This is a genomic window from Enterococcus mundtii, from assembly GCF_002813755.1.
GTDB lineage: Bacteria > Bacillota > Bacilli > Lactobacillales > Enterococcaceae > Enterococcus_B > Enterococcus_B mundtii.
In genome coordinates, this window is record NZ_CP018061.1 from 2,309,234 (window position 1) to 2,328,247 (window position 19,014).

Annotated in this window: 15 protein-coding genes, 1 pseudogene and 1 riboswitch; of the genes and pseudogenes, 3 read left to right on the forward strand and 13 right to left on the reverse strand. The window is 38.2% G+C overall.

The window, feature by feature from the left end:
• Nucleotides 1-331 precede the first annotated feature (331 nt).
• Complete coding sequence (gene mgtA, locus EM4838_RS10890; RefSeq protein ID WP_071867180.1) at nucleotides 332-2,980, reverse strand: magnesium-translocating P-type ATPase; 2,649 nt, start codon at nucleotides 2,978-2,980, stop codon at nucleotides 332-334.
• 341 nt (nucleotides 2,981-3,321) lie between these two features.
• Nucleotides 3,322-3,494, reverse strand: a riboswitch (M-box (ykoK) riboswitch).
• A gap of 143 nt (nucleotides 3,495-3,637) precedes the next feature.
• Between mgtA and ndk the strand changes: the two genes are divergently transcribed.
• Nucleotides 3,638-4,072, forward strand: a complete 435-nt coding sequence (ndk, locus tag EM4838_RS10900; RefSeq protein ID WP_010734714.1) for a nucleoside-diphosphate kinase — start codon at nucleotides 3,638-3,640, stop codon at nucleotides 4,070-4,072.
• A gap of 181 nt (nucleotides 4,073-4,253) precedes the next feature.
• Here the strand turns inward: ndk and EM4838_RS10905 are convergent, their stop codons facing one another.
• The 4 genes from EM4838_RS10905 to EM4838_RS10920 form a co-directional block, all read right to left on the reverse strand.
• Complete coding sequence (locus EM4838_RS10905) at nucleotides 4,254-5,120, reverse strand: helix-turn-helix domain-containing protein (RefSeq protein WP_071867182.1); 867 nt, start codon at nucleotides 5,118-5,120, stop codon at nucleotides 4,254-4,256.
• A gap of 287 nt (nucleotides 5,121-5,407) precedes the next feature.
• Nucleotides 5,408-7,486, reverse strand: coding sequence for an LTA synthase family protein (locus EM4838_RS10910; RefSeq protein WP_071867228.1), 2,079 nt, complete (start codon nucleotides 7,484-7,486; stop codon nucleotides 5,408-5,410).
• A gap of 312 nt (nucleotides 7,487-7,798) precedes the next feature.
• Nucleotides 7,799-8,347: a hypothetical protein gene (locus EM4838_RS10915; RefSeq protein ID WP_080674330.1), complete on the reverse strand. Its 549-nt coding sequence runs from the start codon at nucleotides 8,345-8,347 to the stop codon at nucleotides 7,799-7,801.
• Nucleotides 8,348-8,539: 192 nt separating this feature from the next.
• Nucleotides 8,540-9,934: a glycoside hydrolase family 1 protein gene (locus EM4838_RS10920; protein ID WP_071867183.1), complete on the reverse strand. Its 1,395-nt coding sequence runs from the start codon at nucleotides 9,932-9,934 to the stop codon at nucleotides 8,540-8,542.
• Nucleotides 9,935-10,238: 304 nt separating this feature from the next.
• Between EM4838_RS10920 and EM4838_RS10925 the strand changes: the two genes are divergently transcribed.
• The gene (locus EM4838_RS10925) at nucleotides 10,239-10,655 is read left to right on the forward strand and encodes a hypothetical protein (protein ID WP_071867184.1); all 417 of its coding nucleotides are present in this window, start codon (nucleotides 10,239-10,241) and stop codon (nucleotides 10,653-10,655) included.
• Nucleotides 10,656-11,007: 352 nt separating this feature from the next.
• The gene (locus tag EM4838_RS10930) at nucleotides 11,008-11,190 is read left to right on the forward strand and encodes a hypothetical protein (RefSeq protein WP_071867185.1); all 183 of its coding nucleotides are present in this window, start codon (nucleotides 11,008-11,010) and stop codon (nucleotides 11,188-11,190) included.
• 172 nt (nucleotides 11,191-11,362) lie between these two features.
• On the opposite strand, the gene EM4838_RS10935 is transcribed toward EM4838_RS10930, so the two are convergent.
• The 8 genes and pseudogenes from EM4838_RS10935 to EM4838_RS10970 form a co-directional block, all read right to left on the reverse strand.
• Nucleotides 11,363-12,079: a deoxynucleoside kinase gene (locus EM4838_RS10935; protein WP_071867186.1), complete on the reverse strand. Its 717-nt coding sequence runs from the start codon at nucleotides 12,077-12,079 to the stop codon at nucleotides 11,363-11,365.
• A 16-nt stretch (nucleotides 12,080-12,095) separates the two neighbouring features.
• Nucleotides 12,096-12,536: a nucleoside 2-deoxyribosyltransferase gene (locus EM4838_RS10940; protein WP_071867187.1), complete on the reverse strand. Its 441-nt coding sequence runs from the start codon at nucleotides 12,534-12,536 to the stop codon at nucleotides 12,096-12,098.
• A pseudogene (locus EM4838_RS10945) lies at nucleotides 12,536-13,110 on the reverse strand (LOG family protein). The gene EM4838_RS10940 and the pseudogene EM4838_RS10945 overlap by 1 nt, the downstream one beginning before the upstream one ends.
• Nucleotides 13,111-13,945: 835 nt before the next feature.
• Nucleotides 13,946-14,953: a sugar kinase gene (locus tag EM4838_RS10950; protein ID WP_071867188.1), complete on the reverse strand. Its 1,008-nt coding sequence runs from the start codon at nucleotides 14,951-14,953 to the stop codon at nucleotides 13,946-13,948.
• Nucleotides 14,954-14,955: 2 nt separating this feature from the next.
• The gene (dagF, locus tag EM4838_RS10955) at nucleotides 14,956-15,705 is read right to left on the reverse strand and encodes a 2-dehydro-3-deoxy-phosphogluconate aldolase (protein WP_071867189.1); all 750 of its coding nucleotides are present in this window, start codon (nucleotides 15,703-15,705) and stop codon (nucleotides 14,956-14,958) included.
• Between the two features lie 5 nt (nucleotides 15,706-15,710).
• Nucleotides 15,711-16,811: a DgaE family pyridoxal phosphate-dependent ammonia lyase gene (locus EM4838_RS10960; protein ID WP_071867190.1), complete on the reverse strand. Its 1,101-nt coding sequence runs from the start codon at nucleotides 16,809-16,811 to the stop codon at nucleotides 15,711-15,713.
• Nucleotides 16,795-17,907: an amidohydrolase/deacetylase family metallohydrolase gene (locus tag EM4838_RS10965; protein ID WP_071867191.1), complete on the reverse strand. Its 1,113-nt coding sequence runs from the start codon at nucleotides 17,905-17,907 to the stop codon at nucleotides 16,795-16,797. Before EM4838_RS10965 ends, EM4838_RS10960 begins: the two co-directional genes overlap by 17 nt.
• A 9-nt stretch (nucleotides 17,908-17,916) precedes the next feature.
• Nucleotides 17,917-19,005 carry a DUF871 domain-containing protein gene (locus tag EM4838_RS10970; protein WP_071867192.1) on the reverse strand — a complete coding sequence of 363 codons (1,089 nt, stop codon included), beginning with the start codon at nucleotides 19,003-19,005 and terminating at the stop codon, nucleotides 17,917-17,919.
• Nucleotides 19,006-19,014 lie beyond the last annotated feature (9 nt).

Consider the following 19,014-nt stretch of genomic DNA (forward strand, 5'->3'; position numbering starts at 1 on the left):
AACGGGTAATAATAGATTGCTTTTAAACAATCGTTCAAACATATTGTATAACGCTTGTTTCCGTTATATTTAAATATAATTTATTCTTTTTTGAAAAATTATTTAAATATAACTTACGCGCGTACTTGACTTTTTTAGTAGCGCAGAAAAAAAATAGATTAGGTATTTAAAATACCTAATCTATTAGCGTTTTACTATTGATGGAACGATGCAGCGATTCACTAAAATTTTATAGAATAAGCGAACCATTTAAATGAAGTTTATTTTTTTATTGAAATCTTACCTGAAGGATGCTCAAATCCTCGTACTAAAGTGCAGAAAAGACTTTCTTTTACAATAGTTCTCCAAATTTATTGATATAGATTTTTTTCATGAATGTAACTAGTCCTAAATATGCAATAACTGTCACGATCAACCAGATCCAATAGTTACCTGGCAATGGTAACAAACCTAGTCCTTCACCAAAATTAGTAAATGGAAGAACCGAACCTACTAGAATGCCTAATGTTGTAATTGAAAACATAATAAAAGTGGCATTACTTTGCAAGAAAGGCACTTTAGGTGTCCGTAACGCATGTAGTACTAGGGTTTGGGTCCATAAAGATTCAACAAACCAACCAGCATGGAACAATGCGATAAATAGAACTTGTTGTGAGCCAGTCAACGTATGGTAACTTCCACCAACCACTGCTGGACAAATCACAAAGTACATCAACAGATAGGTCGTGATGTCAAAAACGGAACTCGTAGGTCCGAAGTACACCATAAATTTGCCAATACTTGATGCTTCCCATTTTTTTGGTTCATGCAAATATTCTTTATCCATTCTATCCCATGGTAATGAGATACAAGATACATCATAAATCAAATTTAAAAATAAAATTTGTAACGGTAGCATAGGTAAAAATGGAAGGAATGTACTAGCTACCAAGACAGAAAACATATTGCCAAAGTTTGAACTAGCTGTTGCTTTGATGTATTTCATAATATTGCCGAAAGTCTCTCTACCTGACAATAATCCTTTTTCTAAAATCATCAAATCTTTTTCTAACAAGATAACATCCGCTGATTCTTTCGCAATATCTACTGCTGTATCTACTGAAATACCGATATCTGCCACTTTCATTGCTGGTGCATCATTGATACCATCGCCTAAAAAACCTACTGTGTGGCCATTGTTACGTAAGGCGGTGGTTAATCGTGCTTTTTGTTGCGGATTCAATTTGACAAAGACATCATGTGCCTCAGCAACTTTTCCTAATTCCTTATCAGACATCTCAGCAATTTTCTCGCCAGTGATCAATTCATTGATTTGTAAGCCTACTTGTCGACAAACAGAACGTGTAACCAACTCGTTGTCACCCGTCAATACTTTTACAGCAACACCATGATCTTTCAAAGCTTTCAAGGCTTGTTTGGTTGTTTCTTTTGGTGGATCAAGGAAAGCAAGATAGCCAATCAAGACCATTTCTGACTCATCTTTCACTGAAAATTCTCCAACCACACTTGGATTCGTTTTTTGCGCGACACCGATCACACGCAAACCATCTTCATTCAAGTCCTTCACTTTCGCCAAAACTGTTTCTCTTTGTTCAGCAGTCAATGGTTTGACTTCACCACCAAGGTCGATGTATGAAGAGATACTTAACATTTCTTCGATCGCACCCTTTGTGATCATTTGCGTTTTCCCAGCTGGGTCAGCCACCACGACACTCATTCTTCTACGTTCAAAATCAAAGGGGATCTCATCTACTTTTTGATAACGAATCTTCTCTGTATCTAACGTCTCAACTGCTTCATCGATAATGGCAACATCTAAAAGATTCTTTAATCCAGTTTGGTAGTAACTATTCAAATAGGCGTGGCGCAGTACTCGGTCATTTTCATTTCCTTCACAATCCATGTGGTATTCTAAAATAATTTTATCTTGAGTCAATGTACCTGTTTTATCTGTACAAAGGACATCGATCGCGCCAAAATTTTGAATGGCATTCAGATTTTTGATGACTGTTCCTTTTTTCGCCATGGCACTGGCACCTTTGACCAGATTTGTCGTAACGATCATCGGTAGCATTTCTGGTGTTAACCCAACAGCGACTGATAAGCCAAACAAGAATGCTTCTAACCAGTCTCCTTTTGTAAATCCATTGATCACGATCACAGTTGGTGCCATCAATGCCATGAATTTGATCAACAACATTGAGGTTTTTTGGATACCTAATTCAAAGCTTGTTTTTATCGGTTTTTGTGACAAGTTTTGTGCCACATGTCCAAACATCGTGTCGTTCCCGACAGAGATGATGATACCTTCTGCACTACCACTGATCACGTTACTTCCCATGAATGCAATATTTTCATAACTCGTTTCGCTTTGTGTTCTTCCAGAGCACACAGTCGCATGTTTCTCAACAGGATAGCTTTCACCCGTTAATGCCGCTTGTGAGATAAATAAATCTTTAGCAGAAAGCAATCGCATGTCTGCTGGGATCATATCTCCCGCTGACAAACGAACTTGATCGCCACAAACAATTTCCTCCATAGGAATTTCTTTGTATTCACCATCTCGTTTTACGGCAGCTGTTACTTTCACCAATGATTTCAACTTTTCAGCAGCTTGGTTCGAACGTACGGATTGGATCAAGGTCATCGTGCCACTGACTAACACCATGGCAAAAATAATGATTACACCGAACAAATCTTTATCTGCTGGAGCAGCTAATAGATACTCGGTGATAAAAGAAATAATTCCTAAAGCAATCAATACTAATGTGAAAGGGGTGATAAACGCCTTGATCACTTCTACAATAAACGGCGTTTTCTTTCCATATGAAATACTGTTATTTCCATAAGTTTCTCTTAAATTTTCAACTTGTTCTGAAGACAAGCCTTTTTGTGTTGTTTGAAATAAGTCAAATAACTGTTGCTTATTTTTACTAGCAAAACCAGCGTAGACTTTTCTTGTTTCTTTCTTTTTTTCCATCTCGTGTTCCTCCTTTGATCTTATCAAGCACATACTATATCGCTGTGCGCTTGATCGTTTATCTAATCAACGGAGACAGAGTGTTTTAAAGGCGCTGAGAACAGATAGATAATAGTCTCAACATACCAACCCTTTGTCTCCTTGTACACCGGACTTTCATCCATTTGTTCTCATCTCCTTTCGTTTACTTAAATTACTTCCTTGGCCTACTACTGGATACTTCAACTTCCCAACTTGATCACCCTCTAACACCTTTTTATTTGAAAAAACAGATTGGTGAGAAACAAAAAACCTTTCGCCAAAACTCAGCGAAAGGTCAAAAAAGTGCACAAAAAAAAGCATGGATGATCTACTCGTTGAGTTTTGGCACTATACAACGTAAAAAGCAAAAGAGCTTTTAGCTACCTTATGAAAAGCCTTATCTCGACAATTCCTGTTCTACCCATTGGCGTCTCTCGACATTTTTGGGCAGTAGCCTATGTTTGTATAGGAGCCTCACCTAACAAATCTTATTCAGTTTTTCCTCACCTAATGTAACAACTATTGGCTGGAATGTCAAACACATTTTCAAAAAAATTGAAACTATAAGGGATTCGTTTGTCATGTTTTCTTTCTCTAGGTATAATGAGCTTATCACAACAGATCGGAGTGAAGGATATGGAACGTACACTTGTTATTATCAAACCTGATGGGGTAAGACGTCATTTGATTGGCCGAATCATCCAGCGTTTTGAAGAAAAAGGATTCGCAATCGCTGAAATGAAATTCGCGACGATGACTGAAAAACTAGCAAAAGAACACTATCAACATCTATCTAATCGAAGCTTTTTCGATGACTTGATCGACTATATGACTTCTGGTCCAGTCGTCTATCTGGTATTAACAGGTGAAGATGTGATCGATCTCGTACGCAAAATGGTCGGTGCAACAAAAGCAGCCGATGCTGTTCCTGGAACGATCCGAGGCGACTTTGCCTTACCTGGAACAGAAAATATCATTCACGCTTCGGATTCACGAGATGCAGCCAATACTGAGATCACACGTTTCTTTCCGCCATTCGATACAAAGAAAGTAGAAGATGCGAAAAAATGAATTTTTTGATCACTGACTTTTTATGTGCATCATTTTTTTGATCAAAATATTGATATGCCAGTCCTTCTGATAGGGGTCATACGTCACACGTTTAGTGAGAGTATTGACTCAATACTAGAGGGACTGGTTTTCCTTTTGTATTAAGTCAAATACCCACTAAATAGCCGCTCTCACCAAATCTCTAGCGTTGTGCTTGGATAGACCATAGTTTTTCTTCTAATTCATCTCGCTCTTCTTTGCCTAAGGTATACTCGATCACTGCAAATAATGACTCAAATTCCTCTTTTTTGATGGGTTCCCCTAAAGCTGTAGCGATCAATCGACGATAATAATCGGACATCAAACTCTCGTAAATGACTGCTGTCTTTGATTTCAAACCTAGACAACGATACATATCTTCATTGATACTTCGTGCTTTTTTATATCTTTTTTTGTCGATATAATAGACAGTCAAATTCTTCAAAAAAAGAAACAAACACTGATCATAACCTGACTTCATTGCTTTACGCATTCTTTTTTTAATTTTCAAATAATTGTTTTCGATAAAGGAATCACTGAAAATAAAGGGAAACTCTGCTAATAAGTCTAGTTCATATCGACCAAATTCTTTCATTTTCATAAAGTAATCTTCGATCATTCGTATCTCATATCCCAAAAATTCCAATTGGATATCTGGCTTCACACTTGATTTCCAATACATATGTATATTCAATACAAGATAGTAAAGATCAGCCGTTCGCTTAAATTGCTTGCGATTGTCGGCAATTTCTTTGTAGGGATCAAAATCTTCCTCCTGTACTTTATTCAATAGATTGCGTGTTTTTCTCGTTTTCCGTGGTTCTTCCACTTGATTTCGTAGCGATTCGTATTCAGTAAGTGTGATATTCAATCGATCAAGGAATGCCATCAGTGTTAAAAAAGAAATTTTTTTGATCGTACGATTCTCGATCCCCACAAGCGAAGTTTTTGAACAGATTCCCTCTGCCAATTGTGACTGTGTCAACTTGCGACTTACCCGTAATTTTTTGATCAATTCTCCATCGTGCATAATATGCCTCCTTTAGTGTGTGCATTTTCCAATAAGATCCTCTTCGTCAGAACAACAACCGAAAAAGAGAACTAACTATCGAAATATTTATTGCATTCACTAATTAAGTACGCATAAATAAAAAAAATATTTGAAGAACAATAAAAAAACTTCTAAAAAGTGAAAATTACAACTTTTTAGAAGTTTAGTAAGGTTGTGAAAGAAGCGCTTTGACCTGAACACCGTTTATCATAGGTTGTGAAAGAAGCCTTCAGATAGCTTGCTCCTTCACCGACATCTAGCCATGTCTATGGTTTGTCCGCCGTTCCATCCTCTGTAGGGTATAGATTGGTTGTTGTTTGATCATGATTTTTAGAATAGACACTTGTTGAGGCTGCACCTTTTTCTTTTTCAATTTGTTGGTTCCGTTGCACTTGATTCTTATAGTCATACTTTGCAGGATCGATCGTCGTAAATCCATTTGGCACATAGAATCGCAAGAGATTTTCTTGATTGAGTTTATCAGAAAGACTCAAAGCTGTTTTTACCTGATTTTGTTCTTGTGCGACTTTTTGTTCCGCTGCTTGGTTTTCTTCAAGTAATGCCCCTGTTTTCGTATCATAGATTTTTCCACCTAGTACGGTGTAATCCGGCGCGACAAAATTTCCATTTCTAAATGCCACGACTTGATCATGTTGAGGTGAAAGTAAATCTGTACCAAAATGGATATAATTTTTATCCTCGATTCCTAATAAATGGAGTAAAGTTGGTAAAACATCGATTTCACCACCATACTCATGTTTGACTGTTCCTTTTGTATAACCTGGAATATGGAACATCAGCGGTACTCTTTGCATCTGCGCATTATCAAAATCGCCCCATGTTTCTGGATCTTTTCCTAGTGCTGAAGCAAGGTCTTTATTGTCCGTATTCGAGATACCAAAATGATCCCCGTAAATCACGAACATCGAATGGTCATAAATCCCAGAAGCTTTCAAATAAGTAAAGAACTGTTTGAGAGACTGATCTAAATAATGAGCCGTTCGCACATAATTATCAACGGTACTATTTCCTGTATTCAACGAAGGAAAATCAAAGTTTTTGTCATCTGTATAATAAGGGGTGTGATTCGTGACAGAAAGAAACTTCGCATAAAATGGTTGTTGCAAATGTTCGAGATAGTTTGCGGATTCTCGAAATAGATTTTTATCTAAAATACCATAGCCAAGCATCTCATCTGAATCATCGAAATATGAGCGATCAAAGAAATTATCATACCCTAGATTTTTGTATACATGATCACGATTCCAGAAACTACCGACATTCCCATGAAAAACCGCACTGGTATAGCCTTGTGTCTGATCCAAGATGGCTGGAGCAGCTTGGAACACATTATCTGAACCTAATTCTGTAAACAACGAACCTTGAGGCAACCCAAACGTTCCAGTTTCCAACATGTTTTCAGCATCACTAGTTTTCCCTTGGCCAACTTCATGGAAAAAGTTATCAAAACTGATTGTTCCTTGGTCGGTAAAGAGACTATTTAAAAAAGGAGTGACTTCTTGTCCATCTACTTTCATATTGATCAAAAATTGTTGAAAACTTTCCAAATGCAATACGATCACATTTCTTCCTTTTGCAAGTCCAAACATCTCTGGATCAGGAGCAGCGTAGTGAGATTTGGTGTAATCGAGAACTTCATCTAAGCCATTGCTGCTTGCGTGCGCTCTGACACTACTAGTGATCCCCGTTTTTATCCCATCATAGATCGTATAGGCATCAAGTCCAAGATATTTGACAATATAAGAACGATCGAATGTCCGTTGCAATAATTGAGGGCGATTCGCTTCACTCATTGCCAGATTCCCAGAGAAGATCAAAGCAGACAAACAAGTCACCGCAACCGCCACTGGCTTACGCACAGGGGGTGCCTTCAATGGTATTTTTTTTATAAATACGCGAATCAGCAAAAAAGCAAAGACAGCGATATCGATCCAATAGAAAATATCATGTGGCTTCATCAGAGAAAAAGAGCTACCAGACAATCCTTGGGAAACCTTGGAGAAACCTAGTGCTGATTTAACAGTAATAAAGTCGGTGAACTCACGATAGAAAATAATATTCAAATATAGCAATAATGTGTTTAAAAAATCGATGATAAATAAAACGATCAAACTTGTTCTGACTTTCTTAAAATACAAGGAAATACCAAAAAATAATAGTGTTGTTGCTATTGGATTGATCCATAAAATAAACGTTTGGATGCTTCCTTCTACGCCTAAAGAAAAATCAGTGTAGTAAGCAAAAATCGTTTTCATCCAAAAGAAAAAGCCAGCAATCAAAACAATGAGTACTTGATGTTGGCCAATTTTTTTTAGTTGTGTCAAAGTCACCACTTCTCTCTAAATTATTGTTCCTGTCTATTTTGCTCCTAAACATTTCGTTTTTGCTAAAAAAGTCTGATTTTTTACTCTTTTTTATAAATTAATAACTGGTGTTCTACAGATGCTTTTCTGCTTTCCGGAAAGTAAATGCTTCAAAAACAAGGCGGAATCTAGGCAAATTGCTTTAATTTGCCTAGATTCCGCCTTATTGATCAGAGCTGAACATTTCTTGCGCCAACTCTTCAACTAGCTGATCTCAATATTTTTATGTTCGAAAATTTGAACTTTTTTCACTTGTTTATGCGCTTGTTGCTGTTACGGTCCAGTTACTACACTAGAATTAGTCGTATTGGACGTCTCTTCAGAGGAAGAGGTGGTGGTTTCAGTTATTTCTTGGATTTCTTCTGTCGTCTTCCGCCATTCAGTCAAGCGTTGATTGACCATTTCTGGGTCTACTTTTTCAGAATAACTAGAAGATACCTTTCCATTTTTTAACCGTGCGACTTTCTGTTTATCTTCGGTCAAAAGCAGCACACTCAAGTGCTTGTCTCCGTGTTGGACTTGCCTGATTGAAATGGCACTTAATACATCATTCACATTGATGAATTGATTTTTTTCCTTGTCTTTTGGCAGATAAATCTCTAATTCTCCCTTTTCATAGTTCGCTACAACTTCGTAGTCCGCCCACCAATAGGTTGAAAATTCTTTTTTGAATTCATCTACTGAAGCTTTATTTGCAATGGTTGTTTCTGGTTCTTTGTGCGCAAGATCAGCGGTCATTTTACCAGAAAATACTGCGGATAACATAAGTATTATAAAAAAGCCAATTAACCAAAAGAGAAGAAAAGGCCTTTTTTTTCGCATACCTTCTTCCACTCCCATTCAAATTTACCTAATCTATTATATACAAAAAATGAAACGTTAAGCGAAGAAATTAAAGAAAAAGATAAAAAATAACACATATTAATGTTTTATAAAAGTGAAAATCCCGAGATCATCGTGAATCTCGGGATCATTTTTAAAATTAAAAAATTTCAAAAAAGAACAAATTTCTAATCAAATAGAAAAACTATTTGTATCAGCTACTTCTTTGAACCAGTAGCCAGATTTTTTGATCGTCCGTTTGCCATCAGCTAGATCGACTGAAATAAAGCCATAGCGATTTTTATACGCATTCGTCCATGACCAGTTATCCATACACGTCCACATGTGATAACCTAAGCAGTTCGCACCTTCTTCGATTGCTTGATGCACATATTTTAAGTGTTCTTGGACAAATTCGATGCGATAATCATCATGGATCATTCCGTCAGCTTCAATAAAGCGGGCTTCATTTTCAACACCCATACCGTTTTCTGAGATAAAACAGTCGATGTTGCCGTAGTTGTCTCGAACATTGATCAAAATATCGTAAATACCTTTTTCATAAATCTCCCACCCGCGATAAGGATTCATTTTACGTCCCGGCATTTCATAGTTATCAAAGTAATCTTCGGGCATTGGGCCGTTTGTTGTATCGACTGCTGTTTCTTTGGCTTTGACACGACGTGGTTGGTAATAATTGATTCCTAAAAGATCTACCGTATTATTTTTGATGATTGCTAGATCTTCTTCTTGCATGTCCGGAAGAATCTCTAGCTCGGTTACGATCTCGATCAATTCTTGTGGAAATTCTCCTTTAACAGCGGGATCTAAAAATGAGCGATTGAAAAAGGCATCGGCGATTTGCGCAGCTTTCACATCGGCAGGATCGTTCTCATTTCTTGGATAGCTAGGTGTTAAATTTAAGATGATCCCGATTTTACCGTCTTGTTTTGTTTCATGATAAGCTTTGATAGCTAAAGCAGAAGATAGTGCCTCGTGATAGCCAACTTGAACTGCTTTTTTCATATCCGACTCTTCAGGATAATGCCAACGATATAAATAACCAGCTTCAACAGGAACGATGGGTTCATTATGCGTGAACCATTTTTTTACCTTCGTTCCAAATAATTCAAAACAAGTTTTGGCATACGTTTCATAAGCTTCGACAGTTTCACGAGCTAACCAACCACCTTTTTCTTGAAGGTACATCGGCATATCGAAATGATACAAGTTAACAAATGGCTCAATACCATGTGCAATCAGTTCATCAAAATAGCTATTGTAAAATGCGACTGCTTGGGGATTGACTGCACCTGTTTCATCTGGAATCAAGCGACTCCATTGAATAGATGTCCGAAATGAATTATGTCCGGTTTGTTTCATCAACTGGACGTCTTCTTTATATTTGGTATAGACTTGCGACGCTTTTTCCGGACCGACTTGATCAAAGAATTTTTCTGGCTCTTTGGAAAACCAATAATCGAAAATATTGTCTCCTTTATGATCGCCAGGTATCCGTCCTTCTGTTTGTGGTCCACTTGCTGCAGAACCCCACCAAAATTTTTCTGGAAATTGATATGTTGTCATTTTTGCACCTCGTTGATTCTTTTCATTTATGTTTTTTTATGTCGCATATCACAATACAGCAAACGTTTTCTCCGCTTACAATCATTATTATAAACCGTTTTCTCAAAAAAGACTAGACCAATTAAGATAAATAATAAAATTGAATCAATGAGACTAAAAATGTTTACTTTACTTCCCAGCAAACTTCTCCTAGAACCACTCTAAAACACCAATCGCTTCAAAAACTTACTTTTTGTAGCCATTTATTTCATGTTGCTGGATTCAATGGTATAATCACTTTATCCAATCAACTGGGGGCATTATTTTGAAAAAAACATTGATTTACTTTTCGTTGATTTTTGCCTTATTCGCTTTTTCTGGCTGTAATCAATCAAATCACTCAACGGAAGAAACAACGAATACGACCACTTTTCAGGCGGATAAATCTGATATAACAAATAGCACCTATACACTGAAGGTCCGAAAAAACATGGACCTTGCCAATGCAGAGATCAAATTTAAAGATGACACGATGGAATGGACACGAACATATGCTGAGTCTGAAACTGATACAGCAAACGCATCTCCAGAGAAAATCGTGTTAACCGATGTCAAGATCACAACTGAAAATGAGGAGTATACGATTGTTGGTAAAAAAGACGGTTCGACTCAGACTTTTCATTTTAGAAAAATCGGTAATTTTCGTATAGAAGATGAAGAAGGTAATATCTATACGTTATAGTGTGAGTGCACAACATAAAAGCAACAGTCGAGACAAAAATGTTTAACCTCGAAAATTAAGGCGCCATCCACGAAAGTTGTTCTTCTAATTTTTGTGGATGGTACCTTATTTTTCGAAGTGGTAACTTCTATTCCGCCGTTTATTCAGTTTTAGAATATGCTGTCCCACTCATGTTTCTTTTCATTAGATCGTGCATCTTTTAGCCATTTTTCACTATGAAAGCCCACAATGATGAGTCAATTTTCTGACACGTGCTAATCGCTAAAAATTCTAAGTTTTCTTAATTAATTTTGTTTCTATCCTGTGTTTCTGCTATAGTAAAGAAGCACTTGATATACTAAGGAGAAAGAATATGCAGACAGCAAATACTCAAGATTACTGTACCTGTACGACGAACCAAAATGTACACACAGAGATCAACGACCAAGGAAGAGCCAATTTTTGTGACCATTGCCATAAAATGATCGAGGGTTCGAATCAACCTTTTGAGTTTTTTACAAACCGAGAAGAGTCGAACAAAGAAACAAATAATTAAAAAAAAGAGCGCGGAACAGAAGTGTTTAGTCTCTAAAAATAAGGCGACAACTACAAAAATCATTCTTCCTTTTTTTGTAGTTGTTGCCTTATTTTTTAAGAGATAACTTCTAGCTCCAGCATTTATTCAGTTACAGGTTGAAAACAAAAGCGAATTTTGCTTTTGTCTCGCCTTACATAGCACCTGACGAATCTAATTGCTGTCCTTTAGCATGTTGATTGTCGGTATAGTAACTTCCAGACTGCTGTTCTTCTAATTCAGCTAATTTTGCTTGGATCTGCTCTATCACGACTTGTGCATCTTCAGGTCTTTCAACAACATCAAAGGCATCACCATCTATTTGGATTTTTGGACAAACATCAAAGTCTTCGTACCATTGATCATACCGTTCATTCAATGAGCGGTAATACTGATAAAGCGTTTCATCACTATCCAATTGTTCATAGTCTCGCCCACGTTTTTTGATTCGTGCCAACATCGTATCAAGAGAGACTTTGATATGCACGAGTAGATCGGGTCTTTTTTTAGGTGCAACATCATCTAATTCATGAAGCATCGTATCTAAGAGGTTATCGTATTGTTGGACTTCAATATCTGACACACGACCTAGATCAGCATTTAGATGAAACAATAAACTGTCTTCATAAATCGAACGGTCCAATACGTTATCATCATGGTTCAATGCATTTTTCATAGCTAAAAATCGTTTATTCAAAAAAAAGATTTGTAATAAAAACGCATATTGCTCTGGATTAGAGTAAAACAAAGGTAGTACCTCGTTGTCCTCTACATTTTCATAAAATGGTGTTGAATCAATCTTTTTGGCAAGCATATCGGTCAAACTACTCTTTCCTGCGCCAATTGTTCCTGAAATCAATATCACTGACATCTAATCCCTTCTCATTCTATAAATATTCGCCTTTATAAGCACTTTTGGGTAACATCTTAAAATCATATGCTTGGATCGCTTCGAACGTTTTTACATATGAATGTAAACTTTGTGTGATCATCAAATTAGTTGGTACCGTTTCTTCTTGAAAAATGATGATCGGTTTGTCCATCATCGTGGCAACGCCTAATTCATAGGCAGTGCCAGGATCGATCGTCTGATGTTCAAAATCTAGGATTGCTACGACTTGCTCTGCCGAGGCAAGTTCTTTCATGTCTCTCTCGTAGACTTCTTGCGCCCAGCCGCCACTAAACATCTCATAATTACTGTGTTGATGGTGTCTTGGTGAGTAGAAACTATCCACCGTTGGATTGGCAGTCAATGCCCTTTCAACCTGAGCAATCCGCTCGATTTGTTCCTCTGAAAAGAAAGGTCCTGCTAAATAAATATAACTCATTATTTAATCTCCTGCATCATTGATTTCGTTTGTTTTTCTGTTGCACATAATTGATCGATCAGCTCAAAAGGATCATTTGAAAAATAAAGATGGTTGAGCCATTTCTCAGCCATAAATCCTTCTCTCGCGAAATTCCCAATCAATTCTTTCAATCCTGAATAATACCCATGAACATCAAGGATACCAATTGGTTTTTCTGGTATCAAGCCGATTGCCATCCAGGAGAGTAGCTGCAAAATTCTTCGAGTGTACCTAGTCCTCCAGGAAACACCAGCACTGCCTCCCCTTTTTCGAATAGTAGTTCCTTACGTTTATCGATCGTTTCCGTTGGTATAAACGTGGTAACATCTGTTTTTGGTAATTCTTCAGAAAATAGCCCGACTGGATAGATCCCTGTTACTCGTCCGCCATTTTGTAAGATCGTGCGACTAAAAACACCCATGATACCCGAATCTGAGCCACCATAAACCAATTCAATTTGTTTTTCTGCCATATATTTTCCAATCGTTTCAGCTAACAGAAGATACTTCTGATCTTGCCCAAAACGTGAACCACAAAAAATAGTCAACTTCAAAAAAAACACATCCTTACTAATCGATCTACCCTTATTCTACTCTTGTTTTTTTAAAATAAAAGACTAGATTTAGTTGTATTTTAGTGTTATACAAAATAAAAAACACTATATATAGTGTTTTGTCTTCGGGTGAAATTTCAATATATTATGTTTTAATACCATTTTTTAAATAACTAAAAACTAAAAAAACGTATGGTCTTACTTTGTGATATTCTCTTTCTTTCGACTTTCTTGCGAATAACATTTGACTTCTGTTGAAGAAAGAAATCCATTTTGTTTCTTTTGTTATTTTTATTTGTATCGATCAACGAATTCTCAACGGCTGATCCGATAGAAGATAGAAAACAGTCAAACGATCCATGAGGTCAAAACGCATGACTTGCCTTGATCATTGATAAGAAAGCATTTAAAAAAGCAATAAACGATGTTGTGGATCATTACTTGTTCTTTCAGACTTACTGTTTGATCAATCGTCCTTGGGTATACGTGTTGGACAAAAAAGAAGAGGGCACGATTGTCCCTCCTCTTTTGGCACAGTAAATAAAAGCCCATACATTTTATTCATTTAATCGACAAAAAAGCTAGCAATCTCCTTTAAGATTCGATACAATGAACTCGGTCGATGGTTTCCATTGACTATGGCAAACTTGATTGGTCAATGCGTTGACTACTCAAGCCCTCAATTTTTAGCTGCCACTAAAAATTGGGGGGCCTTTTTTATTTGACTGTTTCTATCTGCCATTTATGATACTGATTCCCAGATAGAGAGTCAAGCGAATCTGAAAAGCTACGAAAAACTGTACCATTTTTCGCCCAGTTTTTTGTATAACTTATTTTATCGATTCAAATCAATCGTTGGATGCGTCAATAATTGGTCCACTTGCTTTCTGGTCGTCAGTGGCACATCCCCTTGGATCGTGTGGGCTAAGCGTGAATTACCTAATGCAAATTGGACGGTTCGATCCAATGACCAATTCTCACTATAGCCTAATAAAATCCCCGCAGCAAAGGCATCACCTGCTCCGATACGATCTAAACTATCCAGTGGATACGCTTCTGTTTCGATCCATTCTGTCGAAGTCATCAGATAGCCACTTAGTTGTTTCTTTTCACTGGTTGATTGCCGTGTCGTACCAGCAAACCAGTCGATTTGGTAATCACTTAAAAATTCTTGAAACGAACGAATTTTGGCAGAACGACTGGAAAGGTCCATTGGCCTCTCTAACAATTCAGACAAATCACGAACAGAACCAAAGATGACCGTGCAATAGGGCAGTATTTCTTGATAACGTTCCTTCATCACTCTTTTTTTATCTGGCTCTTGGTTTAGACTCGGACGAAAATTAAAATCAAAACAAACTTTTTTCCCTTTCCTATGCGCTGTTTTTGCTACAGCAAGTGCCACTTCCGCTGAATGCTCATTTAAACTCAAACTGATGCCACAGATGTGGACTAAATCAACTGTATCGATAAAGTCCTCGATGGTATAATCAGCCACTGTAGCTAAACCAAAAGAACTATTTTTACGATTTTGATAGGTAATTTCTGTTGGTCTGATCCCATAGCCCATCTCAGCAAAATAAGTGCCGATATGTTGTTCTTTTTGAATGACATAGGAGGTATTGATGCCTAAACTCTTCAAATTAGCTAACGCTGCATCTCCCAAACGATTGGCTGGTAGTGCCGTCAACAAGTAACTTTCCACTCCAAAATGTGCTAGATTACCAACTAGATTCACACCTGTTCCAGTATAAGCCATACGCAAAGTGTGCGTTTGTTCCAACATCAGATATTCAGGGGGTGTCAGCCTCAACATCACTTCACCAAATGCACCGATTTTCATGGTCACTCACCTGTTTTCACTAATTTTTTCATCATAGCCAACAACTGACGGACTTCCTGTGGTCGAGTATCACCTGTCTCTGGATCAATGATCGAACTATAGACGTGGGGGATGATTTTTTTGACTCCTGCATCTAATGCAATCTGAACGATTTCTTCAAAATTCGTTAAATCGATTCCACCCGTTGGCTCTAAATAAAAATCAAACGCTGCACAAGCTGCTGCAACAGCTTCATATTCTTTCTTATGCGCCAATCCCTTCATTGGAAAATATTTGATCGAGCTTCCACCCATATCCTGTAACAAACGAATGGCTGTTTCGATCGGCACCATCGCAGCAGGGCCTTGGCTACTTAAAGGACCAGTTGCAAGATTGACGTATCCTTCTTTTCCAGTCGGAGAAACTAAACCATTGACGATCGTGTCTGACTGTCCTAAGACCGCACGAGAAGCGCCAACACCTGTGAAAACTTGGTTGACATGTTGCGGTTGTAATACTTTCGCCAAGCGAGTCACCATCTGGCTTTGCTTTGGATCGCCGGCTCCTAAGCCGATCGATAACGCATTACTCGTTGCTTCTTGGTATTTTTTCATGTCTGTGATAGCTGCATCATCACTCGGATAATTTTTAGATAAAACACCTAATAAGATATGCCCTTCGGCTGCTTCATAACATTCTTTTGCATTTTCGACAGAATTGGCTAGCACATTCAAACAGATTCTATCTTCAAGATAATTTGGGGTCAATGACATCATGATTACTCCTTTGGTTGTAAGATTTCATTTAAACGTTGGATGATCTGTTCCATCTCTTTTTGCGTCACTGAGCGAATATCGAACTCAATGATCCCATTGTTCGCTTGGTACTCTCTGGTATAAATGACTGGGGCTTTTGCTTTTAGCTGCTCGATGATCGTCCTGGCAGAGCCTGTAACGACTTGGATACTGGCACGATAGATTTCTCTCCCAGCTGGATCTTGGACGACTTTAGCCTTGATACCTGGCAACTTTTCAAGTGCTTCGACAAATGGCTGAACTCTTTTTTTCATCGATTCACCTGATTCACTACCATGTATCAAATAATCATCGACTGCTTGGACAAAGCCTAAAACATTTTCTTTGCCGATCTTCATCGATCGACCAATGCCTTGTGATTGCAGACGAACCCAAGAAACGAACGGATCTTTACCAATCACCATCCCTGCACTTGGACCTTCAATCGCTTTGGCACCTGAATAGATCACTAGATCAGCGCCTAATGCGGTATATTTAAGTAAGTCTTCTTCGGCTGCTGCATCAACGATCAAAGGCAGTTCATATTTATTAGCCACTGTTACCGCTTCTGCCACATCCAACATACTTTTTTGGACGGTATGATGACTTTTGATGTACAAAATACCTGCTGTTTGCTCGGTGATCATCGCCTCGATGTGGTCAGGTGAACATTGGTTGGCATACCCTGCCTCAATGACATGTCCACCACCTTGTTGGATCATTAGTTCCACTGGCACACCGTAATCGACATTGTGACCTTTTGGTAAAATGATTTCTCTGCGTTTGATCGTTTCGTCATAAGGGTGATGCACATGGTACATCGATCCTTGACCGATCACCGCAGCAACGGATTGCGCAATTCCAGCAGATGCGGAAGAAACGATTTGAACATCGTCTACTGCTAATTGTTTTGCCAAGTATGCACCGGTTTTCTTCATCAATTCAGCCATTTCAAAAAAATGTTCGCCCCCAAAACGCTGGGCTTCTAACACCGATTCGCTCAAAGTGGACACGCCTAAGATCGTCATTCGACCAGAAGCATTAATCACTTCATTCAAGCCAAATTTCTCATGATTCACAGTCATAACTGACACCTCCAATAATAACGCTTACAGGAATAATTTGCTGTGTGGTCGTTCGTGTATTGCCATTCGAATCCGTCAATTGCTTTTCTTGATCGAGAAAATTATAAATCGTAAAGTCTGCATCAAAGCCTTCTTTGATGTTGCCTTTTGTCGCTAGGTTGAATTGTCTCGCTGGTGCGCTGGTCACTTTTTCAAGGATTTCTTGCCAAGAATAACCGACAACGTAGAGTTTCTCCATCGTCGTTGCTAAATCATATACCGGACCATTTTTACGATTTCTAATATAGATATCTGTGCTGATCGAATCGGCTTTGATTTCCGCATGGCGCGCAGTTTCTGCCACATCAAAATTGAAACTATCGGTCCCATGTCCAATGTCGAACACCACACCGTCAGCAATGGCTTTTTTGACGAAGGATTTGATTTCATTGGTCGCTGGATCAATGATGCCATTAGGCTTTCCATTGAAGCAATGGGTCATCACATCATTCTTTCCCATATGCGCTAAAATTTCATCTAAACGTGGAGGCGCAGAACCGATATGGACCATTAATGGTAATCCAGCATTTTGCTTTTGGATTTCTTTTGCTAACTTTAAAGGCGTGATCCCATTTTCCCCCACGACTGTTTTACTCATCCGAGCTTTTAGTCCTACAATAAAATCAGGCAATTCTGTTAGTTTTTGATGAACCAGATCTGTTTGGATTTTTGATAAATCTGCCAACTCATCTTGTTCCACAATTCCCCATTTTGAAATATTCAGTAAAGCAAAAACATTTGTCTTTGCTTGCTTTGCATGTTCATAAAATGTGTGGATATTTTCCGCACCTGTCGTTCCAGCATCAATGACCGTGGTTACCCCTTTATCCACACCGATTTCATCGGGATAGTCGTAATATAATGTCATTTCTTCAAAACAATGGACATGATCATCGATCCACCCTGCAGAGAGATACTGTTCATCTGTAAGTACCAGTTCTTGTTTCCCGGATTCTTCGATGTACTTACTGATCAAGGCGATCTTGCCGTTCTTCACACCGATATCAACAGGTTCTTTGCCTAACTCCTTGCCGTTTCTTATAATTAAATCAAACATGACAAACGCCTACTTTTCTTTAAATTTGAATTTTGACCAAGGGTGGACGAAGGATAGTAACAGTTGTTCATCCGCCACAATGGCACCCACTTTATTTTTTCTTGGATCTTGATGTGGCGTTAATACGATCTGCAATTCATTCTTATATTTCCCAAAGCGATCATTTCCAACAACGACATCTCCCACTTGAAACATTTCTTCATTGTCATGAGGAGGATTAGCATCAGCTTGATACGTTTTTCTCACTTCTGTTGAACGGATCACTTGCGACGTGATATCTCCTCTGCGAACGTGTTGCTCATCTAAGACGATCGTTCGTTCGACTTCATTGGTCTGAGGAAGAAACTCAATAGCAAAAACAGTCTGATACCGATCAACTGCACCTAACGCTTGCAACTCTTCTTCTGAAGCATACGCATTGCCGATAATGACATCATCGATAAGATTAGTCGCAAATAAATGTTTAGCCGCTGGAACAACACCTAACTGGCGATGCATTTCCAATGTTGGTAAGCCATCGTTCACATCCCAAGGACCGATTGTGCCCGTTTGAGAAGTAATAAAAGCGGCAGTACGGATGCCTTGGCGTTTAAATCGGCGACTGCATGTTTCAAAAAATTCATAAGGAAGTCCAGTTCCTGCTTGAGGATAAAAATTATGACACCCGTATAAAAAAGGGGTATTCGCTTGATGGCTCAAAATATTTTCTAAATAAGCCACATCATTGCTCATATTCAATTCAATTGCTAACTGGTAAGGATTGTAAGTCAGTAGCGCTTCTTTTCGGCCATCAAAGCCTAAATCTAAACGAATCCCATCTGCACCCAATTCATGAAAGAAACTCATGTCATCATATGAAATATTCAACTGTTCGAAAATCGATGGTGCGACATCTAAAATCGTTTCAAACCCAAGTGATGCAGCGTATTCGATCAATTGTTGAAATTTCTGTTTGACTTGTTCTGTTCCCTCCGTCACTTCTAGCATACTCATAAAAATTCGAGTAAATCCATATTTATGTGCCATTTCGAGATAGGCACGATCTTCTTGCGGATTGCTGTGATCAGGATAAAGAGAGATTCCTAGTGAACGTTTCATATTAACTCC